The sequence below is a fragment of the Gloeobacter violaceus PCC 7421 genome, from assembly GCF_000011385.1.
Taxonomy (GTDB): Bacteria; Cyanobacteriota; Cyanobacteriia; order Gloeobacterales; family Gloeobacteraceae; genus Gloeobacter; species Gloeobacter violaceus.
The window spans coordinates 443,674-459,645 of the sequence record NC_005125.1 but is presented as its reverse complement, the minus strand read 5'-3'; the positions used below and the strand labels follow the sequence as shown (position 1 = coordinate 459,645).

8 protein-coding genes are annotated in these 15,972 nt (G+C 63.9%); 6 read left to right on the top strand and 2 right to left on the bottom strand.

The genetic code is table 11. The annotated features are described in order from the left end of the window. Nucleotides 1-39 precede the first annotated feature (39 nt). The 6 genes from GLL_RS02240 (at nt 40) to GLL_RS02215 (ending at nt 13,358) form a co-directional block, all read left to right on the top strand. On the top strand, nt 40-315 hold the full coding sequence (locus GLL_RS02240; protein ID WP_011140432.1) for a hypothetical protein: 276 nt from the start codon (nt 40-42) through the stop codon (nt 313-315). After that, complete coding sequence (locus GLL_RS02235) at nt 315-845, top strand: phage tail protein (protein WP_011140431.1); 531 nt, start codon at nt 315-317, stop codon at nt 843-845. The genes GLL_RS02240 and GLL_RS02235 overlap by 1 nt, the downstream gene beginning before the upstream one ends. A 2-nt stretch (nt 846-847) precedes the next feature. Beyond that, entirely contained in the window at nt 848-10,681 is a 9,834-nt protein-coding gene (locus tag GLL_RS02230) for a hypothetical protein (protein WP_011140430.1), read from the top strand. 33 nt (nt 10,682-10,714) lie between these two features. Then, complete coding sequence (locus tag GLL_RS02225) at nt 10,715-11,281, top strand: hypothetical protein (protein ID WP_011140429.1); 567 nt, start codon at nt 10,715-10,717, stop codon at nt 11,279-11,281. Nucleotides 11,282-11,323: 42 nt separating this feature from the next. Beyond that, nucleotides 11,324-12,997 carry a VgrG-related protein gene (locus GLL_RS02220; protein WP_011140428.1) on the top strand — a complete coding sequence of 558 codons (1,674 nt, stop codon included), beginning with the start codon at nt 11,324-11,326 and terminating at the stop codon, nt 12,995-12,997. Nucleotides 12,998-13,190: 193 nt separating this feature from the next. Continuing rightward, the gene (locus tag GLL_RS02215; RefSeq protein WP_011140427.1) at nt 13,191-13,358 is read left to right on the top strand and encodes a hypothetical protein; all 168 of its coding nucleotides are present in this window, start codon (nt 13,191-13,193) and stop codon (nt 13,356-13,358) included. Nucleotides 13,359-13,560: 202 nt separating this feature from the next. Here GLL_RS02215 and GLL_RS02210 read toward each other — a convergent pair whose 3' ends face one another. Together GLL_RS02210 and GLL_RS02205 are read right to left on the bottom strand one after the other, a co-directional pair. Further along, nucleotides 13,561-14,148, bottom strand: a complete 588-nt coding sequence (locus GLL_RS02210; protein WP_164928519.1) for a hypothetical protein — start codon at nt 14,146-14,148, stop codon at nt 13,561-13,563. A gap of 392 nt (nt 14,149-14,540) precedes the next feature. Then, a complete protein-coding gene (locus tag GLL_RS02205; RefSeq protein WP_011140425.1) occupies nt 14,541-15,809 on the bottom strand; it encodes a serine/threonine protein kinase in 1,269 nt (422 codons plus the stop codon). Nucleotides 15,810-15,972: the final 163 nt, after the last annotated feature.

Sequence of the window (15,972 nt, the reverse complement as noted above, 5' to 3'; positions counted from 1 at the left end):
AGGAGCTTCCTACACTGATCCCAGCCTCGGGTCCGACCCATGGATTTCAACTCCAAACCGCCCCAGCTCGAAACCCGGTTCCACGCCTCACCCGTTCAGGCACCCGCCGCTCAGGCGCACTCGGCCGCAGGCACGGCCGCAGGCGCCGCTTTGCAGACGCGCAACAAGCAAAAACTGGCGCTGATGCTGCAGGCGGGCAAAGTGCTCAAAAGCCACCTGGTGATGCGCCGCTTGAGCGACCGGGTCTACGAACTGATGCGCGACGAGCTGGATCGGCACCGCGAGCGCGGACGCGACTACGGGGGGCACTTTTGATGGCACAAAACGGCAACGTCGTCCACGAACTGAACTACGTTCTGCCCAACCGCTTCTACGTCGAGATCGACAGCGAGTTGACCGCGTCGTTCATGCAGTGCAGCGGCATCGGCTTCACGATGAAGAAAAATTCCTACGCCGAGGGCGGGGTCAACGAGCAGGAGCGCATCTACCTGGGGCCGGTGACCTACAGCGATGTCACCCTCCAGCGCGGCATCACCGACAGCCTCACTTTTTGGGAGTGGGCCTACGGGTCGCTCGATCCGGCCACCCCGACCAAACGGCGCAATATCAACATCGTGTTGTTCAATCAGGCGGGCGAAACCATGCAGTGCTGGACCCTGATCGGCGCGGTGGTGACCGGCTTCAAAGGTCCGCAGTTGATGGCGAACCTGCCCGCGCAGAACGCGACGGCGGCCATTGAGCAGGTGATCGTCTCCTACGAGGGCCTGCGCATCCAGAGAAGCGGCGGCGGCGGGGCGATGATGAACCTGACCCGCGACGCGAGCGGCTACTTCGGCAGTAATTAGCGATGGAACCGCAGCCGTCGCTCTCGGATTTTTCGGTTCCGCTGGGCATGTCCGCGCCCGCGAGCGAGCCTGAGACCCTCGCTCCCGAACTGGTCAGCCCGCCCGAGCCGCTCGGGCAGGACATCCAGCTGCCGCAAGCGCTGATTGCCCCGGTGGGAGCGTCGCCGATGGCCGCGGCGGATCTGACGGCGCTGATCCCGGAGGGCATCCCCGGTTACGATCGGCCGCAAAACCCCTTCGAGGGCTGGCCCTTCCAGGCTCCCGAACCGCCGGAACTGCCGCCGCTCGAGGTTCCCGAACCCCTCGCCCCCGGCCAGATGAGCCTGGAGGAGGCGATGGCGGCGGATGCAAGCAATCGAAACGACGACCGCCGCGGTGAAGATCCCCGCCGGGAGCAGCAGGAAGAGCGCACTGTCGAATTGCCCCGCTACCAGCCGGGGGAGTTGGGCGAGTTGGGCGACGAGTTCGAGCCGCCGGAGGCCCTTCGGTTCGCACCGGAACCCGACGACGATCTCCCCGCCGCGGCGGATTTGCCGCCTCCCGCCGCGGCGTTGGCGGACTTTACCAGCGCGGACGATCCCGAGGCCCTCTCGGCGGAGTACTTGAGCCAGGTGCCCGAGTCGCCCGTGGCCGAGGTGCCGGGAGATACTTTGGAAAATCCTCTCGATCCCGCCGAGCATTCTCAGCAACCGGAAGCGTTCTCCCCCCCGGAGGAGGCTCTGCAGGCCTACAACGCCCTGTCGCCTTTGCCGCCCACCGAGCAGCTTTTTCCTTCGACAGCGGCCCAGGACCCGCTGGTTCCCCCCGGGTCGCCGCCGCAGGCAGTCCCCGGAGCCCCCGAGCTGTCCGGCGCAGGGAGCGCGGAGGGTTCGGGGCCGTCGCTGGGCACGGGCGATCCCCGCTCGCTGTTTTCGCTAGAAGCAAGCTTTGCCGCCGAACCGGGCTCGACACCCTTTGTCGCGGGCAACTTGAACCCGCCTTTCCCGGGCGATGCTTCGGCGCTGGTGCCGCCTGGCGGCCCGGGGCAAGATGTGCTCCCTGCCGTCGATCCGCCCGATACCGCCGCCCAGGAATTTCTTTCGCTGGAGGATCGGTTCGTCCAGGAAGGTTTTCTCCTGCCCGATCAGCTGGCTGCCCCCGAGATTCTCCCAGACGAGATTCTCCCAGAGTTGCCATCACCGGAGCTGCTCGAAGCCGAGGTGCCCCCGCCGCCCGATGGGTTGCCCACAGCAGCGGTGGACCTCGCTGCGTCGCCGCCTACGGATAACGGTGAACCGCTATTGGGCGAAGCGGAGAGTTTAATACCCGCTGTGGACCCGGAAGCTGCCGAACCGACGATGCAGCCGTCCATTCTGGAGGCAGCGGCGGACGGCACGGCAAGCCCATTTGCCGGGTATCCCCCCGAGTTGCTCACTGGGGCGCATGGGTCGCCCGTGGGCGAAGGGCCGATACCTCCGGTCGATTTTTTCTCAGCACCGGATGAAGGTAGTCTTCCACCCTCTGTGGCGGAGCCATTCGCCCAGGGAGATGAACTGGCAAGCACCGGGCAGCCGGGCATGATCCCCCAGCCGGAGCCGTTGGGGGCACAATCGCAGCCGCGCGAGCAGTCCGATCCGGCGATTGAACCGCAGTCGATCGCCCAGGCCGAGCCGCTTTCAGCCGCCACCGCCACCCCATCCGAGTGGCCCGAGGCAGAACCGTCTCTGCCTGCCGCTCCGGCAGAGATCCCCTTTCTAGAGCAAGCTGAACCGTTCTACGCCGACGAAAGCGCCCCGGAGTCACCGCCCGGCGATGGCACCAGTCCGGTTGCGGATGCGGAGGAAGCCTTCCCGGTGCCGCCGCTCATTCCCCAGGCGACGGACCCGGCGGCGGACTTCCCATTGCCTGTCGAGCCGGTGATGCTGACGCCGTCGGAGCTGCCGGGCGAGGTCACTGCAAGCGAAGCGCTTCGTGCAACCGCGTCTTCCGAGGGCGAACCACAGCGGTACGTACCGCCGGACGATGCGGGTGCATCCGCATTTTCCTCTGGGGTGCCGGAGTTTTCCACACTACCACCGGAGAGCGAATCGTCCGTCGAGGCACCCGGGCTCGATGCCCCGGTCGAGACGTTGGAAGAGGTTGCGTTTTTGCCGACGCAGGACGAACTGGCGGACAACGAACCGGTCGAGTTCGTCGAGCCGCTGCCGGTGGTATCGGAGATGGAATCCGAAGCGGCCCCGGAGGAGTCGGTAGAGTCGGTACCTGGCCCGGAAGATGCGCTAATCCGTGAAGTTGGCGGCGGTGGGCAAGCTTTTGGCGCACCGGCCGGTGAAGCGGGGATCGCTGATACCTCACTGCTTTCGACCGAAACCTCCCCGCAGGTCTTCCCGTCGCCGGCGACGCCGGACGAGATCGGGCAGAGTGCGGCAGACACTGCAGCGGGACGCGAAGCGGAAATGCCTCCCCGGCTACAAGATCCTGAGCTTCCGGAGAGCCCCCTGGTATCAATCCTCGACTCGCAGACGGTTGCCGAGCAGCCGACAGTCGTCGAGTCCGATCCGCAGCCGACGACCGGGAGCGAGCCGCAGGAATTCGTACCGTCGGCTTTCGAGGCCGCATCGCGATCCCCGTCCGAGGCCCAAATATTCCAACCGGAGCCGCTCGCTGATCCGGGAGTGCCGCTTCGGGAAGAGCCGTCGATCGAACCAGCCGTTCTCTCGACTGCCGAATCGATAAACGCCGGGGATCTTGGGGAGACTTCCGAGTCGCCGTTTGTTGCGTTGGAGGAGCAATTCCCCCGGGAGGGATTGCCCGAGTCGGTCTTGCCCGCCGCTGCGGAACCCTTCGTTCCGGCCGATATCCCGGCGCCGTCGTCGGGTGGTGAGTTGCAAATACCGATTGGCGACGAGCAACCTCCAGCAGCGTTCTACGAGGCTGCCGGGTTGACTGCCCAACCGCTCCAGGCGCAGATGCCGACCCGCCCGGAAGCTTCAGGCGAGCCGATGCCGCCCGAAGGGTTCGCGGCCCAGGTCGAACCGTCGATGTTGGAGTCCCTGGCACCCGAGCCGTCTCCAATTGCCGAGATCTCGTCTCCTACTGGATCGGAATCAATCGCCGTCCCGCAACTTTCGCTCCCCGAACAGCCCGCCGCCGAGCCGGATCTGACGGTGCCTTTGGAACTGCCGCTCGACGACGAGACCACTGCAGAGCAAGTCGCACAGGCACAAGCATCGGAGCTGTCCGGCGAGACACCAGCGCTTTCGCTGCCGCAAACGGTGGAGCTGTCTGGACAATCCGAGTCGCTCCTGTCCTTCGAAACGCAGGCACCGGGCGAAGCGCCCGAGGTGAGCTTTCCAGTCGAAACCGAAACGGTCGAATCGGCCGGTAAAAGCGATGGATCGGTTTCATCCCTGGAAGCGGTGGAATCGATCGGGGAGCTTGAGCCGTTCTCGGTGCTGGAAGCCGAAGCGAGCGAGCCGAGCGGGCAATCGGATACATTCCTGTCGCCGGTAACCACCGAACCGACCGACGAAACTCTATCGGTCGGAATGCCGGCATCCCAATTAGGGATTCCAGGCGGCGAATCTGAAATCTTCGCGCTGCAAGAAGCGGAGACAGCCGCCGCGGTACCCGAGGCGACTCTGCTGTCCGCATTGCAGGGGCCTCCGGCGGCAGAAGCACTGGGCGCTCAACCGGAGGCGATTCTGCCCCTTGAAGGGCAAGATCCGCAGGCGACCGAGTTTTTGGAGACGGCCGGGGAGCCGGTCTTTGTGTCGCTGGAGGCGCAGTTCTCCCGCGAGCAACCTCCCGGTAGCGAACCGGTCGCCGGGCTGACGGCCCAAACTCCGGAACGGCTTGCCCAACCGCAGGCCGTTGGCGAGACGACTGCCGAGGTAGCGGAGTGGTTCGCCCCACCGGAAGCCATCGAGACTCCGACCGAAGCACCGGAATCGCTTGCCCAGCCGGAGGCGTTTGCCGAGGGTGCTTCCGAAGTACTGGATCTGCGCTCTCAGCCGCAAGCCGTCGGCGAGGGCGGTGTTTTCGACGAGCTGGATCCGCTTGCCGACAGGCCGCCGGACCTGCTTGGCCGGCTGCAACCCCTGAGCGAACAGGCACTGCCGGAGCAGAGCGGGGCATCACTGCTTGAGCGGCCGGAGCCGCTTGGCGAAGCGCAACCGCTGACCCCACAAGAGCCCCTGGCAGAGACGGAACTCGCTATTCCGTTGGAGCCGCCGAGTGCAACGGCATCCACCGACGATGCGGTACCGTTTGCTCGACTTCAGACTCCAGAAGAGTTCCAGCCATCGGAGGCGCCCCTTCGGCAAACGGATAGCCCGATCGAGCCAACTGCCGATGAACTGGAGCCGGAGTACGAAGCACTGGTCGAAGCCGGACTGGAGACGCAACCGGTTGCCGTACCCACCCCGGAATTGGCCGCGCCGGCACTTGACGTTTCCGAGGGCGAGTTTTTCTCAGAGCCGCTTTTGCAGGCAGAGCAGGCGGAGTTGCCTCCTCAACCCGAGCCGCTTTCGGCTCTCTCGGCCTTCACGGAGCCGGAGGAGGGCTTTGCACCCTCGCCGACGGCCGAAGTTGCCGCTGTCGCACCGGAGCTTGCGGCGGCTGCAGAACCGACATCCGATGACGAAATAGCGGTGGAAGAAGTGGTGGCGTTCCAGCCGCCGGAGTTGCCTGGCGAGCCGGATGACTTCCTGCCACTGCAACCGGCGGAGTTGTCCGGCCAACCCGAAGCGCTGCTGTCACCGCCACTCGAAGCGCTGGAGCCGAGCGGTGGGCCGGAGACGGTCGCATCGATCGGAGATGGGGATCTCGATGCGGTCTTGCCGCCACCCGAAGCGGCGGCAGCAGGCGGCGAAGCCGGGATCATCCCGCAGCCGGAACGAACGGTTGTAATCGAGCCATCCGAGCCGGACTCACCGTCGCCATCGCTTGAGCCGCAGGCGGCCGAGTTTTTGGAGACGGCCGGGGAGCCGGTCTTTGTGTCGCTGGAGACACAGTTCACCCACGAGCACCCCCCCGGTAGCGAACCGGTCGCCGGGCTGACGGCCCAAACTCCGGAACGGCTTGCCCAACCGCAGGCCGTTGGCGAGACGACTGCCGAGGTAGCGGAGTGGTTCGCCCCACCGGAAGCCATCGAGACTCCGACCGAAGCACCGGAGTTGCTTGCCCAGCCAGAAGCGTTTGCCGAGGGTGCTTCCGAAGTACCGGATCTGCACTCTCAACTGGAGGCCGTCGGCGGTGGCGCTGTTCCCGACGGGTTGAATCTGCTTGCCGACAGGCCACCGAGCGAACAGGCGTCGCCGGAGCAGAGCAGTGCAACGGCATCCACCGACGATGCGGTACCGTTTGCTCGACTTCAGACTCCAGAAGAGTTCCAGCCATCGGAGGCGCCCCTTCGGCAAACGGATAGCCCGATCGGGCCAACTGCCGATGAACTGGAGCCGGAGTACGAAGCGCCGTCCCTGGAGGAACAATTCGCCCAGGAGCAGGAGCAACCGACATCGACTATTTCTGTAGATGGCACGGCAGTGGCGCAGGAAGCGCCCGATACCGAAGTCGGTTTCACAGAGCAGGTCACCTGGACACCGCCGGAGGTGCTCGATCCCGTCGAATCGGTCATGCCGCCTGCCGAGCCGTTACTTCCGGCCGAGGAGTCGGTACCGTCCGAGGTTGGGGTTATCGAGCCTTCGGCGGAACCGGCAGTCCAGCTGGAGCCGCAGGCCGTCGAGCCTGAAGCACTGATTTCATCGGGCTTGCCGGGCGAAGTACTCACGTTTGGGGAAGAAACGGTCGCCCCGCCCGAAGCACTGGTCGAAGCCGGACTGGAGACACAACCGGTTGCCGTACCCACCTCGGAATTGGCCGCGCCGGCACTTGACGTTTCCGAGGGCGAGTTTTTCTCAGAGCCGCTTTTGCAGGCAGAGCAGGCGGAGTTGCCTCCCCAAACCGAGCCGCTCTCGCAATCACCTCCCGAGGAGTCTCCTGCCCAGCCCTGGATTCCCCTGGAAGAGCAGTTTGTCGGCGAGGAGCTTCCCGAGTCACAGTCGCAAGTATTGCCCGACGAAGCGTCTGCAGTCACTTCTCCAGCCGAGGTTCCAGGTGAAGGTCAAGAAACCCCCGAGCTGACGTTCGCCGCGTTGGAGGACCGGTTTTCCCAGGAGGAGGGATTCGAGCCGGGGATGTTCACGGCAGAACCGCCCGTGGCTTCGGAAGACCCATCGATCAACCTCGAGTTGCCGCTGGAGACGGTCCAAAGCGAGTTGCCCGCCGAATTGCCGGGACCGCCTCAAAGCACGGACGGTTTGCCGCAAACGGTCGTCCCGACCGGGACGGCAATCGAGCAAGCCACTGCCGCGGAGACGGCCGCCGCTGCGGCGGAGCCGTTCGGACCATCCCTGGAAGGCGATTCAGCGCTCTTCGAAGAACAGCCCATAGAACCCGAGGCGCAGGAGTTGCCGCTCTCGGCTCTCTCAGCCTTCGTGGAACCGGAGGAGAGCTTTGCGCCGGAGCCGACGGCCGAAGTTGCCGCTGTCGCACCGGAGCTTGTGGCGGCTGCAGAAGCGACTGCCGACACCGAGTTTTTGGAGACGGCCGGGGAGCCGGTCTTTACATCGCTGGAGGCGCAGTTCTCCCGTGAGCAACCTCCCGGTAGCGAACCGGTCGCCGGGCTGACGGCCCAAACTCCGGAACGGCTTGCCCAACCGCAGGCCGTTGGCGAGACGACTGCCGAGGTAGCGGAGTGGTTCGCCCCACCGGAAGCCATCGAGACTCCGACCGAAGCACCGGAATCGCTTGCCCAGCCGGACGAGATTTCTGAGGGAGCTTTCGAAGCGACGGAGTTGCCCGCCCCAACGCAAGCGATTGGCGAGGGCGGGGCTTACGACGAGTCGGATCCGCTTGCCGATACACCGGCAGACCTGCTTGGCCCGCCGCACCCCCCAGGCGAGGAGGCGCCGCCAGAGCACAGCGGGACGTTGCTGCTTGAGCAGCCGGAGCCGCTCGGTCAAAGTGCCGATGAGCCGGAATCGATCTTGCCGGCTGAAGCGTTGGGTGAGCTGGAGCCACTCGCCGTATCGGAGCCGCTCGGGGAGTTGGAGCTGCTTGGCCAGCCGGAGCCGCTTAGCGAAGCGCAACCGCTGAGCTCGCCGGAACCGCTCGGGGAGGGCGGCTCGATTGCACCGGAGTTGCTTATTGCCCAGGACGCACCGGTTGGAGGAGCTTCCGAGGAAGATCTGCTATCGCTGGAGGAGGCTTTTGTCGATCGGAGCGCTGCTCCAGCGGCGACGGAAAGTGCCGCCGCCGAAGCGGTCGCCCTTGAACCCGGCGACTCCGCAACGCCTGCAACCGAGGAGCTGCCGCCAGCGGTTGCAAGGGGTGTCGAGCCTTCGTTGTCCGTCTCCCAGCCAACTTTTGAGTCGTCCGCACCATTGCCCCAGGCAGAATTGCCTGAGGACAGGACCGCCGGCGAACACCCCGAACCCATTCACCAAACCGCGCCCGAAACGGTGTACCCCGAGCTGCTGCTGCCGGAACGCGGCGATGGGCAGGCGGGACTGGAAGATTTGCCTCCTGCACCGACCGCGGTGTCCCCCGGCCAGGAAGCCCCATCCCTTGAAGCGCCGTTGGTCACAGAAGCGCCACCGGTCGCGGAACTGCCGGTGCAGAGCGAGGATGCGGCCGAACCGGCCGGATTGACTGGCGAACTGCCTGAAATTTCGGCGGAACCGGAGTGGCGTCAAGACGCGCAAACGCTGCCCATCGGCGAGTCGCAGGCGGAAGAAACCGAGTCTGCCGATGGACCTGCTGTGGCGGGCCGAGAAGAAACCTTCGAGATTGACGAGCTTGCAGCGGCGACGGAAGGGTCGCTTGAACCGCTGGGGGCGGCGTTCGACCTCGGTGCATTTCCAGGATTGCAAACTCAGCATCTGGGGTCGTCCGACCCGCTCGGCAGCACCGACTACCTCGGCGTGGGCAGCTCTGCAGCGTTGTTGCTCCCCAGTGTCGTCCAGGATCTGACGGTTCTAAGATCCCTTGTCGAAGACGAGGACGATTTAGCGGCCACCCTCCCCGACGGACCGGAGCTGCCGGCTTTGGCGGCCATCGAAGCGGACTTGACGCCGGTAGATCTGGTGCCGGCCGTCGAGCCGGACCTGCCCCCGTTGAGCGAGCGGGAGATCTGGCCCGGCTGGAGTGGAGATCGCAGCACCCCCGACCCGACGGCGCTCGAAGCACTACCGGTTGACGGCGAAGCAGCCGACGACCGGTCGGAATCGCCTCTGGGTGTCGCCCGAGATCTGACGGTGCTTCGTTCTTTGAGCGAAGCGGCCCTGCCCCTGGAGGCGGACGGGATAGTGTCGGCGTCGCCCGCATTTGCGCTGCCGGATGAGCAAAGCGAAACCACCGAGATCGAGCCGACCCGCCCGACAATCGATGACACCCAGGAGATCCCTGACGCGGACGGGGCGTTCGATCCGGCGCTGCGGACGGATGAACCGGCGCCGGAGGATGATCCTGTCGCCGCCGAAGGACCTCTGGGCGTTGCCCAGGATTTGACGGTGCTGCGTCCGCTCGCCGGGGACGGTTTCTCCCCGACCGTTGCTCAGGATCTGGGTGTTCTCACTCTACTGGGGGTGGCGGCGGGCGTTTTCGCAACGGCCGGAAGCGAGGCGATCGACCCGGTGGAGTACGGACCGCTCCTGTACGCCCTGGCCGAGCAGGCGGAGGGGCCGCTCGACGAGGCGGACGGTGGACTGGAAGCGCTTCTAACGCCTCTGGATGCGACCGTTCCCGAACCGTTGCCCTTGGAGTCGGCGGCGGGCCGGTCTGCAGCTGCGGATACGGCGACCTCCCGACCGCTCGGGATGGACGTGCAGCCGCTCGGGGTGCCGGAGGTGCCGGCGCTCGGACTGGAGACGGCCGTTCCCCTGGCGTCCGTGGCCGACCTGCAGGACTTCGACGCGGATCTGCCGGAAGCAGATCTCGAAGCACCGACATTGCCGATAGCTTCCGAGCGCACCCTGGGGCAGGGGCCACTGCTCTTTGCCGCCCAGCTGTTGGCGGATCAACAGCCGGAGGAAGACGCGGAAGAAGAGCCGGAAGTCCCTCCAGACGATGTCGCTTTGCAAAGCGATTTTGCCCAGCAGGAGCCGGACGGTTTCTCCGGCGCGGGTGAGGACGAGATGGAGGTCGAACCGCTCGTCCTGCAGGAATACCTGCTGCAGCTGGAGGCCCGCAAAAACGCAGAGGAAGAGGACGAAGAAGAAGAAGAAGAGGATGGCGGCGGCTCGGATCTGCCGACCGTGGCGGGGGAAGCGGCGGCCCTCAGCGGCGCGGCCTCTGCTCCGCTGCTGTTTGCGGGTTCCGGTGCGCTCACCGATGCCCTAGGCGGTAGGGACCACCAGATTCCCGACAACTGGTCAGACATCGAGGAACTGCTCACCGTCTCAGCCGCCGAAATCGGCCTGGGCACCACCCTTCCCGCGGACACCGGCAGCAGTAGCAGTACCGGTGGCGGCGGCGGCGGTGGCGGCGGCGGCGGTGGCGGCGGCGGCGGTGGGGGAGTGCCGGAGGCCGCCTCGACCTACAGCGGCTACATGGGCGATTCGATGGAGCAGGTGCTGCTGAGCGGACAGCTTCCCGCCCATGTCCCCCCGCCCGCGGGGGCCGCCGCTGCCGCTGCCGCCGCCCCGGGTGACCCGGAGGAAGCGGAGGAGGAGGGCGAAGGCGAAAACGCGGATCTCGAAATGCTGGCCCAGGAAATCTACGGCCTGTTGCGCCAGCGCCTCGAAGTCGAGCGCGAGCGCTCGGGTCACCACTACCTGGGCCGTATGCCCTGGTAAGTGTACGCAGCACGCAAGTGAAGGAGAAAGACCATGACCCTCGTAAAGGCCCAACTCGTCCCCCAAGAAGGCGGCGGCTCGACGATCACGTTCTTGTACAACCCGAGCGCCATCTCGTTTACGCGCACGGTGGAGTGGAAAGAAAACAAAGGTTCGGTCGGCAACAACGACACCCTGCCCAGCACCGACTACAAAGGCGTCAAACCTTACCAGGTGACAATCGAGAACATGCTCATCGACACCTACGAGTCGCGCTCCTCCTGCCAGTCCTATATCGATGCGCTCAAGGACGCCGTCTCCCCCAAACAGGTCTCCGATGCGACCGCCGGTGCGGACGGAGCCGCCGACGGCGGCCTGCTCAACCGCAAACGGCCTCTGGTCTACATGTTCACGATGGGCTCCAACATCCAGTTGCGCTGCGTGGTCACCACACTGACCTACAATTACACGATGTTTCTGCCCAACGGCGATCCGGTGCGGGCGATGATCACCCTCAAGCTCCAGGAGGTGGACGACATCGCCGCGGGCTCCCAGGGGGACAACGCCGGGGCGGCCAACCGGCAGACAGATTCGCGCAGCGCCCGCACCCCGACCGGTTAGCCTCCAGCCGCTGTTCACTATTGCCATTCCAGGGTCTCAGCGATGCCAAAGTACAACTCGAAGCCCAATATCACCCTCGACGGGATGAGCGCCGAGGACACCGATCAGCTCGTCATCAGCACCCAGCAGATCTGTGTCGAGGAGAGCCTGCACCTGCCCGACGCCTTTACGCTCATCCTGCACAACCCCTTCACCCCGGGCCGGATGCGCGACATCCACCACTGGATCAACCACCCGGCCCTCAAAGTCGGTGCAAAGATTACCTTCGGGTTTCGCGCCGCCACCACGACCGCGCCGGAGTTCATGGCGGACAACGCCCTGCCGAAGCTGCTGGTGGGTGAGATTACCGGCATCGAGACCCACTTCACCGAAGATCCCTCCGCCCCGATGGTTCTGCGCGGCTACGACATGTCCCATCGGCTGCACAAGGGCCGCTTCAACCGTTCGTTCGTCAACATGACCGACAGCGACATTGTCCGCAAGATCGTGGCGGAGGTGGGCCTGCAGGCCGGCGGCGAGATCGAAGAAAGCGGCATCCCCCACGACTATGTCTTTCAAGAAAACCAGACCAACATGGCGTTTTTGCGCGAACGGGCGGCGCGCATCGGGTTCGAGTTTTTTGTGCAGGACGAACAGGTGCACTTCCACCGGCCGCGGCAGATCGAGCCGGTGCAACTGCGCTGGGGTGTGCGGCTGAATGCCTTTCGTGTGCGCATGAGCACGGCTGAGCAGGTGAGTTCCGTCGAGGTGCGCAGCTGGGATTACATCGAGAAAAAGACGATCGTCGCCACCGCCCAGAGCGAACAGGTGGTCACCAAGACCGGTTACGAACCGGGCAGTTCCTCCAATAGCCAGTTCGACCTCCAACCGAAGCTGGTCGTGGTCGATCATCCCGTCTTCAACGCCCAGGAGGCCGACACCATGGCCCAGGCTATCTGCGACGAGATGGGAGGCGAATATATCTTTGCCGACGCCCGCGCCGAGGGCGAGCCGAAGGTACGGCCGGGGCGGCTGGTGCAGCTCACCGGATTGGGCGAAAAGCTGACGGGCGATTATTACGTCACCGACGCGCGCCACCTCTACCACGACCTGGTCTACACCACCGAATTCAGCGTGCGCGGCACCCGCGGCGGCAATCTGATGACGGGGTTGTCGCCCCAGCCCAAGCTCAAACCCGGCCAGACCAACCTGGTGGGCATCGTCACCAACAACAAAGACCCCGAGGGCATGGGGCGGGTGAAAGTGAAATTTCCCACCCTCACCGAGGAGCACGAGAGCAATTGGGCGCGTGTCGTCGGCCCCGGCGCCGGACCCAAGCACGGCATCTACTGGATGCCGGAGGTCAACGACGAAGTGCTCGTCTGCTTCGAGCACGGCGACATCCACCGCCCCTACGTGGTGGGCGGCGTCTGGAACGGCAAGGACGACACCCCCGAGACGGTGGACGATTCGCTCACCCCGGTGAAGTTGCGCACGATGAAGACCCGTGTCGGCCACTATCTGCGCTTTGCCGACGAGGACACGCCGCCGGACAAAAAAGGGATCTACATCCGCACCGCCGACAATTATCAAATCCAGATCAACGAGACCGACCAGTTCATGGAGCTGCGCACACCGGGGGGCTGTTTTATCAAACTCGACGACGCCACGGGCTCGATCACGATCGAAGCGCCGATGACGGTGACCATCAAGGCGGGGCAAGTGTTCATCAACTAATTGACACAATTGCGAAGATTTCTGGAAAGGGCTCCACTGGGATAGCAGGCTGTGGTCCTGGCGGGCTGGTGCGGCTGGGATCGCTGTAGTAACCCCCCCTTCGTCGTCGGACCCGGCGGCAAAGCACGAAAAAATTTGCCGGGCACTCCGGTTCGTAAGAATGTACAATTGGCCCAACATTTCAATCCACACCATGCGCGACCAGTTCATCCCGATCGACACCTGCGTCCAGTCCCATCTGCTGTTTATTGCCGCTTTGCGCCGCGCTCTGGCCATTGAGCAGCCCCTGCCTTTGCGCCCGCCCGCCCGTATGCACGACCGCCGTCCCCGGCAGCCCTCGCCAAGAGCGGTGGAGCACTAAGCCGGACGCGCTGTAGAGGTAGAGGTTGTTTAGAGCGTTTCGCGATCTCGGACGTCACACGGGCTGACCTGAAAAACTCACCAGTGAGGGCTTTAGGCTGTTGTGCCGTTCTATATCCGGCTGAAAAACGCTCCAATTATTAGAAGATCAGCACCGTCATCGCACACCTGCAAGCAGGGATAGCTGCCGCTTCTATTTATCGTCAGCCGGGAAGCTTGATGTTTGGATGATGCCGCTTTTCGTGCTCGTGGGCGGCCGACTGTACAGTGAGCATATACGAGATCAGCGCACCGCCGAAGGCGGCAGGCCAGAGGTTTCCAGCAATGTGGCTGCGCAGGTAGGTCTCGGAGACACTCAGCGGAACGAACAATAGTCCAGTTGCGGTAATCAAAAAAGCAGGCACACTTACCGTCAGCACGTTCAATGGAGCGCCAAGGAGTCTCAGGACCAGTATCAGGGCGCCGTTAGCTGCGGCGACGGTGGTTGCAACCCGCAGACACGCCGCCGTGGAAGACAAAGGAGCGATCGAGGAAGCCCAGGGAAACAAGAAGCAGAAAACATACAACAGCAATGTGCAGGCCAACCAGATGACCAGGAATGCCCCGCCCGGCGAGCTCTGGCGCAGCGGACCGAACCAGCCGAACGCCCAGATCAAAAACAACAGTGGAACAAAGAAAACGCTAGGAAAGAGCAGCACGGTCAAGAAGTCCGCTTGGGGCCAGATCGACCAGTGACGGGCAGGCGGCATCAGGAGCACTGCTATCGCCAGTACGAACGAAGCTTTTTGCATAGAGGACATCCGCATGCGGACTGCTGTTGCAGGTTGAATTCTACAGCATTTGGATTCGCAAAAATTAAGGCAAAGAAATTCCTCTGCCGTCGGCTGTTGCTTGGTTTTCAATTGCCTCGCATCCAAATATACCTGCAGCCCAGCGACAGGCAAGCCTTTGTGCCGCAGTCGACACGCATCGTGCAGGCCCTGGAAAAGTCAACCCAGCCCACCCGCAAAATCTCGTACCCGGCCGTGCCCCTGAGTCCGGGGGGTGTCGGGGGGCTGGCAGCCCCTCGACGCGGGGAGGTTGGAGAGCGCGAGAGGGGAACCCGAAGGGGGTTCCGCCTCTCGCACCCACAGACCCGCGTGCCCAGCAAAAATCCACAAACCCCCTCAGTTGTTGCCGATCGTTATCGGTTCAGCCAGCGCTGGACGTGCGCCAGGATCAAGTGGTGCTCAGCCGTTGTCAGATCGAAGCTCAAACGCTGCTTGCCCAGCAAAGCCATGACCCTCCCGGATTTGTTAAAGATGCGTTTTCCCAGAATCCAATGGCTGAGGGTAAATAGCTCACGATCCACTTCAAGACACGTGCAGCACAACAGCCGAAGCAGTGTGTTGCTCGCTGTGAACACCAGTACCCCCCAAAATCCGACGGTCAACAGCACCATGAATATCCACACGGTCAGGCCGTCGCCGGGTTCGAGCACTTTGAGGGTGTGGGTCGAAGCAGTGGCGATCACAAACAAAATAAAGCAGGCAAAACCGGTGAGGATGTCCTCGAAGGCGGGTTCGCGGGCAGCCACTTCGACGCAGAACCTCTCCCGGCCGGGGCGAAGGGCGATCCGGCCCTGGTAGGTGGTCTCGGAGGGATGCGCGAGCGAATCTTTGCACCGCAGACCCGAGATCGCTTCGCGGGCGTTTTTGAAGCGCCGCTCCGGATCGGAATCGACAAGTTTTTCCACCCAGTGCCGCAGGCCGGGGCTCAAGGGCAGCTGCTCGGGGATCCGGATGTGGAAACCGCCATCGACAAGATCGGCAGGGTTCATCCCTGTGGCCAAATGAACAAGCGTTGCTCCCAGACTGTAAAGATCGGAACCCGGGACTGCTCTTCCGCCGAATTGTTCGGGTGCCATGTAGCCGTAGGTGCCCACCACGGTTACTGTTCGTCCGCTCACCTGCTCCGCCTGGACCGAACCGAAATCCACCAGATACAGACGCCCGTCCTCGCCGCAGATCACGTTGCTCGGTTTGATGTCGCGGTGGACCACGGGCGGGGCCAGGCTGTGCAGATAATCCAGGATCTCCAGAATTTCGAGGGCCGCCTGCTCGATTTGCGCCTCGCTCCAACGCTTGCCGCTGTGTACCTGCTCGGCGAGAGACACGCCGGGAATGTAATCTTGAACCAGACAAAAGTAGTCCCCTTCCGGTTGCTGCCACTGAAAGAATTCGTGGTAGCGCGGGATGCGCGGGTGATCGAGACTTTTGAGGGTCTGGGCTTCGCGCTCAAACAGCGCCAGGTTCCGCCAGTCCATCCCGGTGCCGAAGTACAGGGCTTTGAGCGTCAGCGCTTGGCCGGTAGCCGAGTTTTGCACCAGCCAGGTTTGCCGGGCTCCCGTCGAGCCCAACTGGCGTTCGAGCAAGTAGCGATCTTGAACCAGGGCTCCGGATGTGAAGGGCATAGAGCGCAGAGCATCCACCGACAGAAATAACTGTATCTCACCCTATTCAAAGTCGGCATGACAGCAAGCCGGCAGCGATTCCCAGCGGGGTTGAATCTGCCTTGAAAAGGAATAATCGTAACGTAGGATACTGGGGAGAACCTATACTGAAGTCCCGCATCGC

Excerpts from the sequence above, each read along its gene's own strand:
- GLL_RS02240 (WP_011140432.1), top strand. The coding sequence starts at position 40 with ATGGATTTCAACTCCAAACCGCCCCAGCTCGAAACCCGGTTCCACGCC.
- GLL_RS02235 (WP_011140431.1), top strand. The coding sequence starts at position 315 with ATGGCACAAAACGGCAACGTCGTCCACGAACTGAACTACGTTCTGCCC.
- GLL_RS02230 (WP_011140430.1), top strand. The coding sequence starts at position 848 with ATGGAACCGCAGCCGTCGCTCTCGGATTTTTCGGTTCCGCTGGGCATG.
- GLL_RS02225 (WP_011140429.1), top strand. The coding sequence starts at position 10,715 with ATGACCCTCGTAAAGGCCCAACTCGTCCCCCAAGAAGGCGGCGGCTCG.
- GLL_RS02220 (WP_011140428.1), top strand. The coding sequence starts at position 11,324 with ATGCCAAAGTACAACTCGAAGCCCAATATCACCCTCGACGGGATGAGC.
- GLL_RS02215 (WP_011140427.1), top strand. The coding sequence starts at position 13,191 with ATGCGCGACCAGTTCATCCCGATCGACACCTGCGTCCAGTCCCATCTG.
- GLL_RS02210 (WP_164928519.1), bottom strand. The coding sequence starts at position 14,148 with ATGCAAAAAGCTTCGTTCGTACTGGCGATAGCAGTGCTCCTGATGCCG.
- GLL_RS02205 (WP_011140425.1), bottom strand. The coding sequence starts at position 15,809 with ATGCCCTTCACATCCGGAGCCCTGGTTCAAGATCGCTACTTGCTCGAA.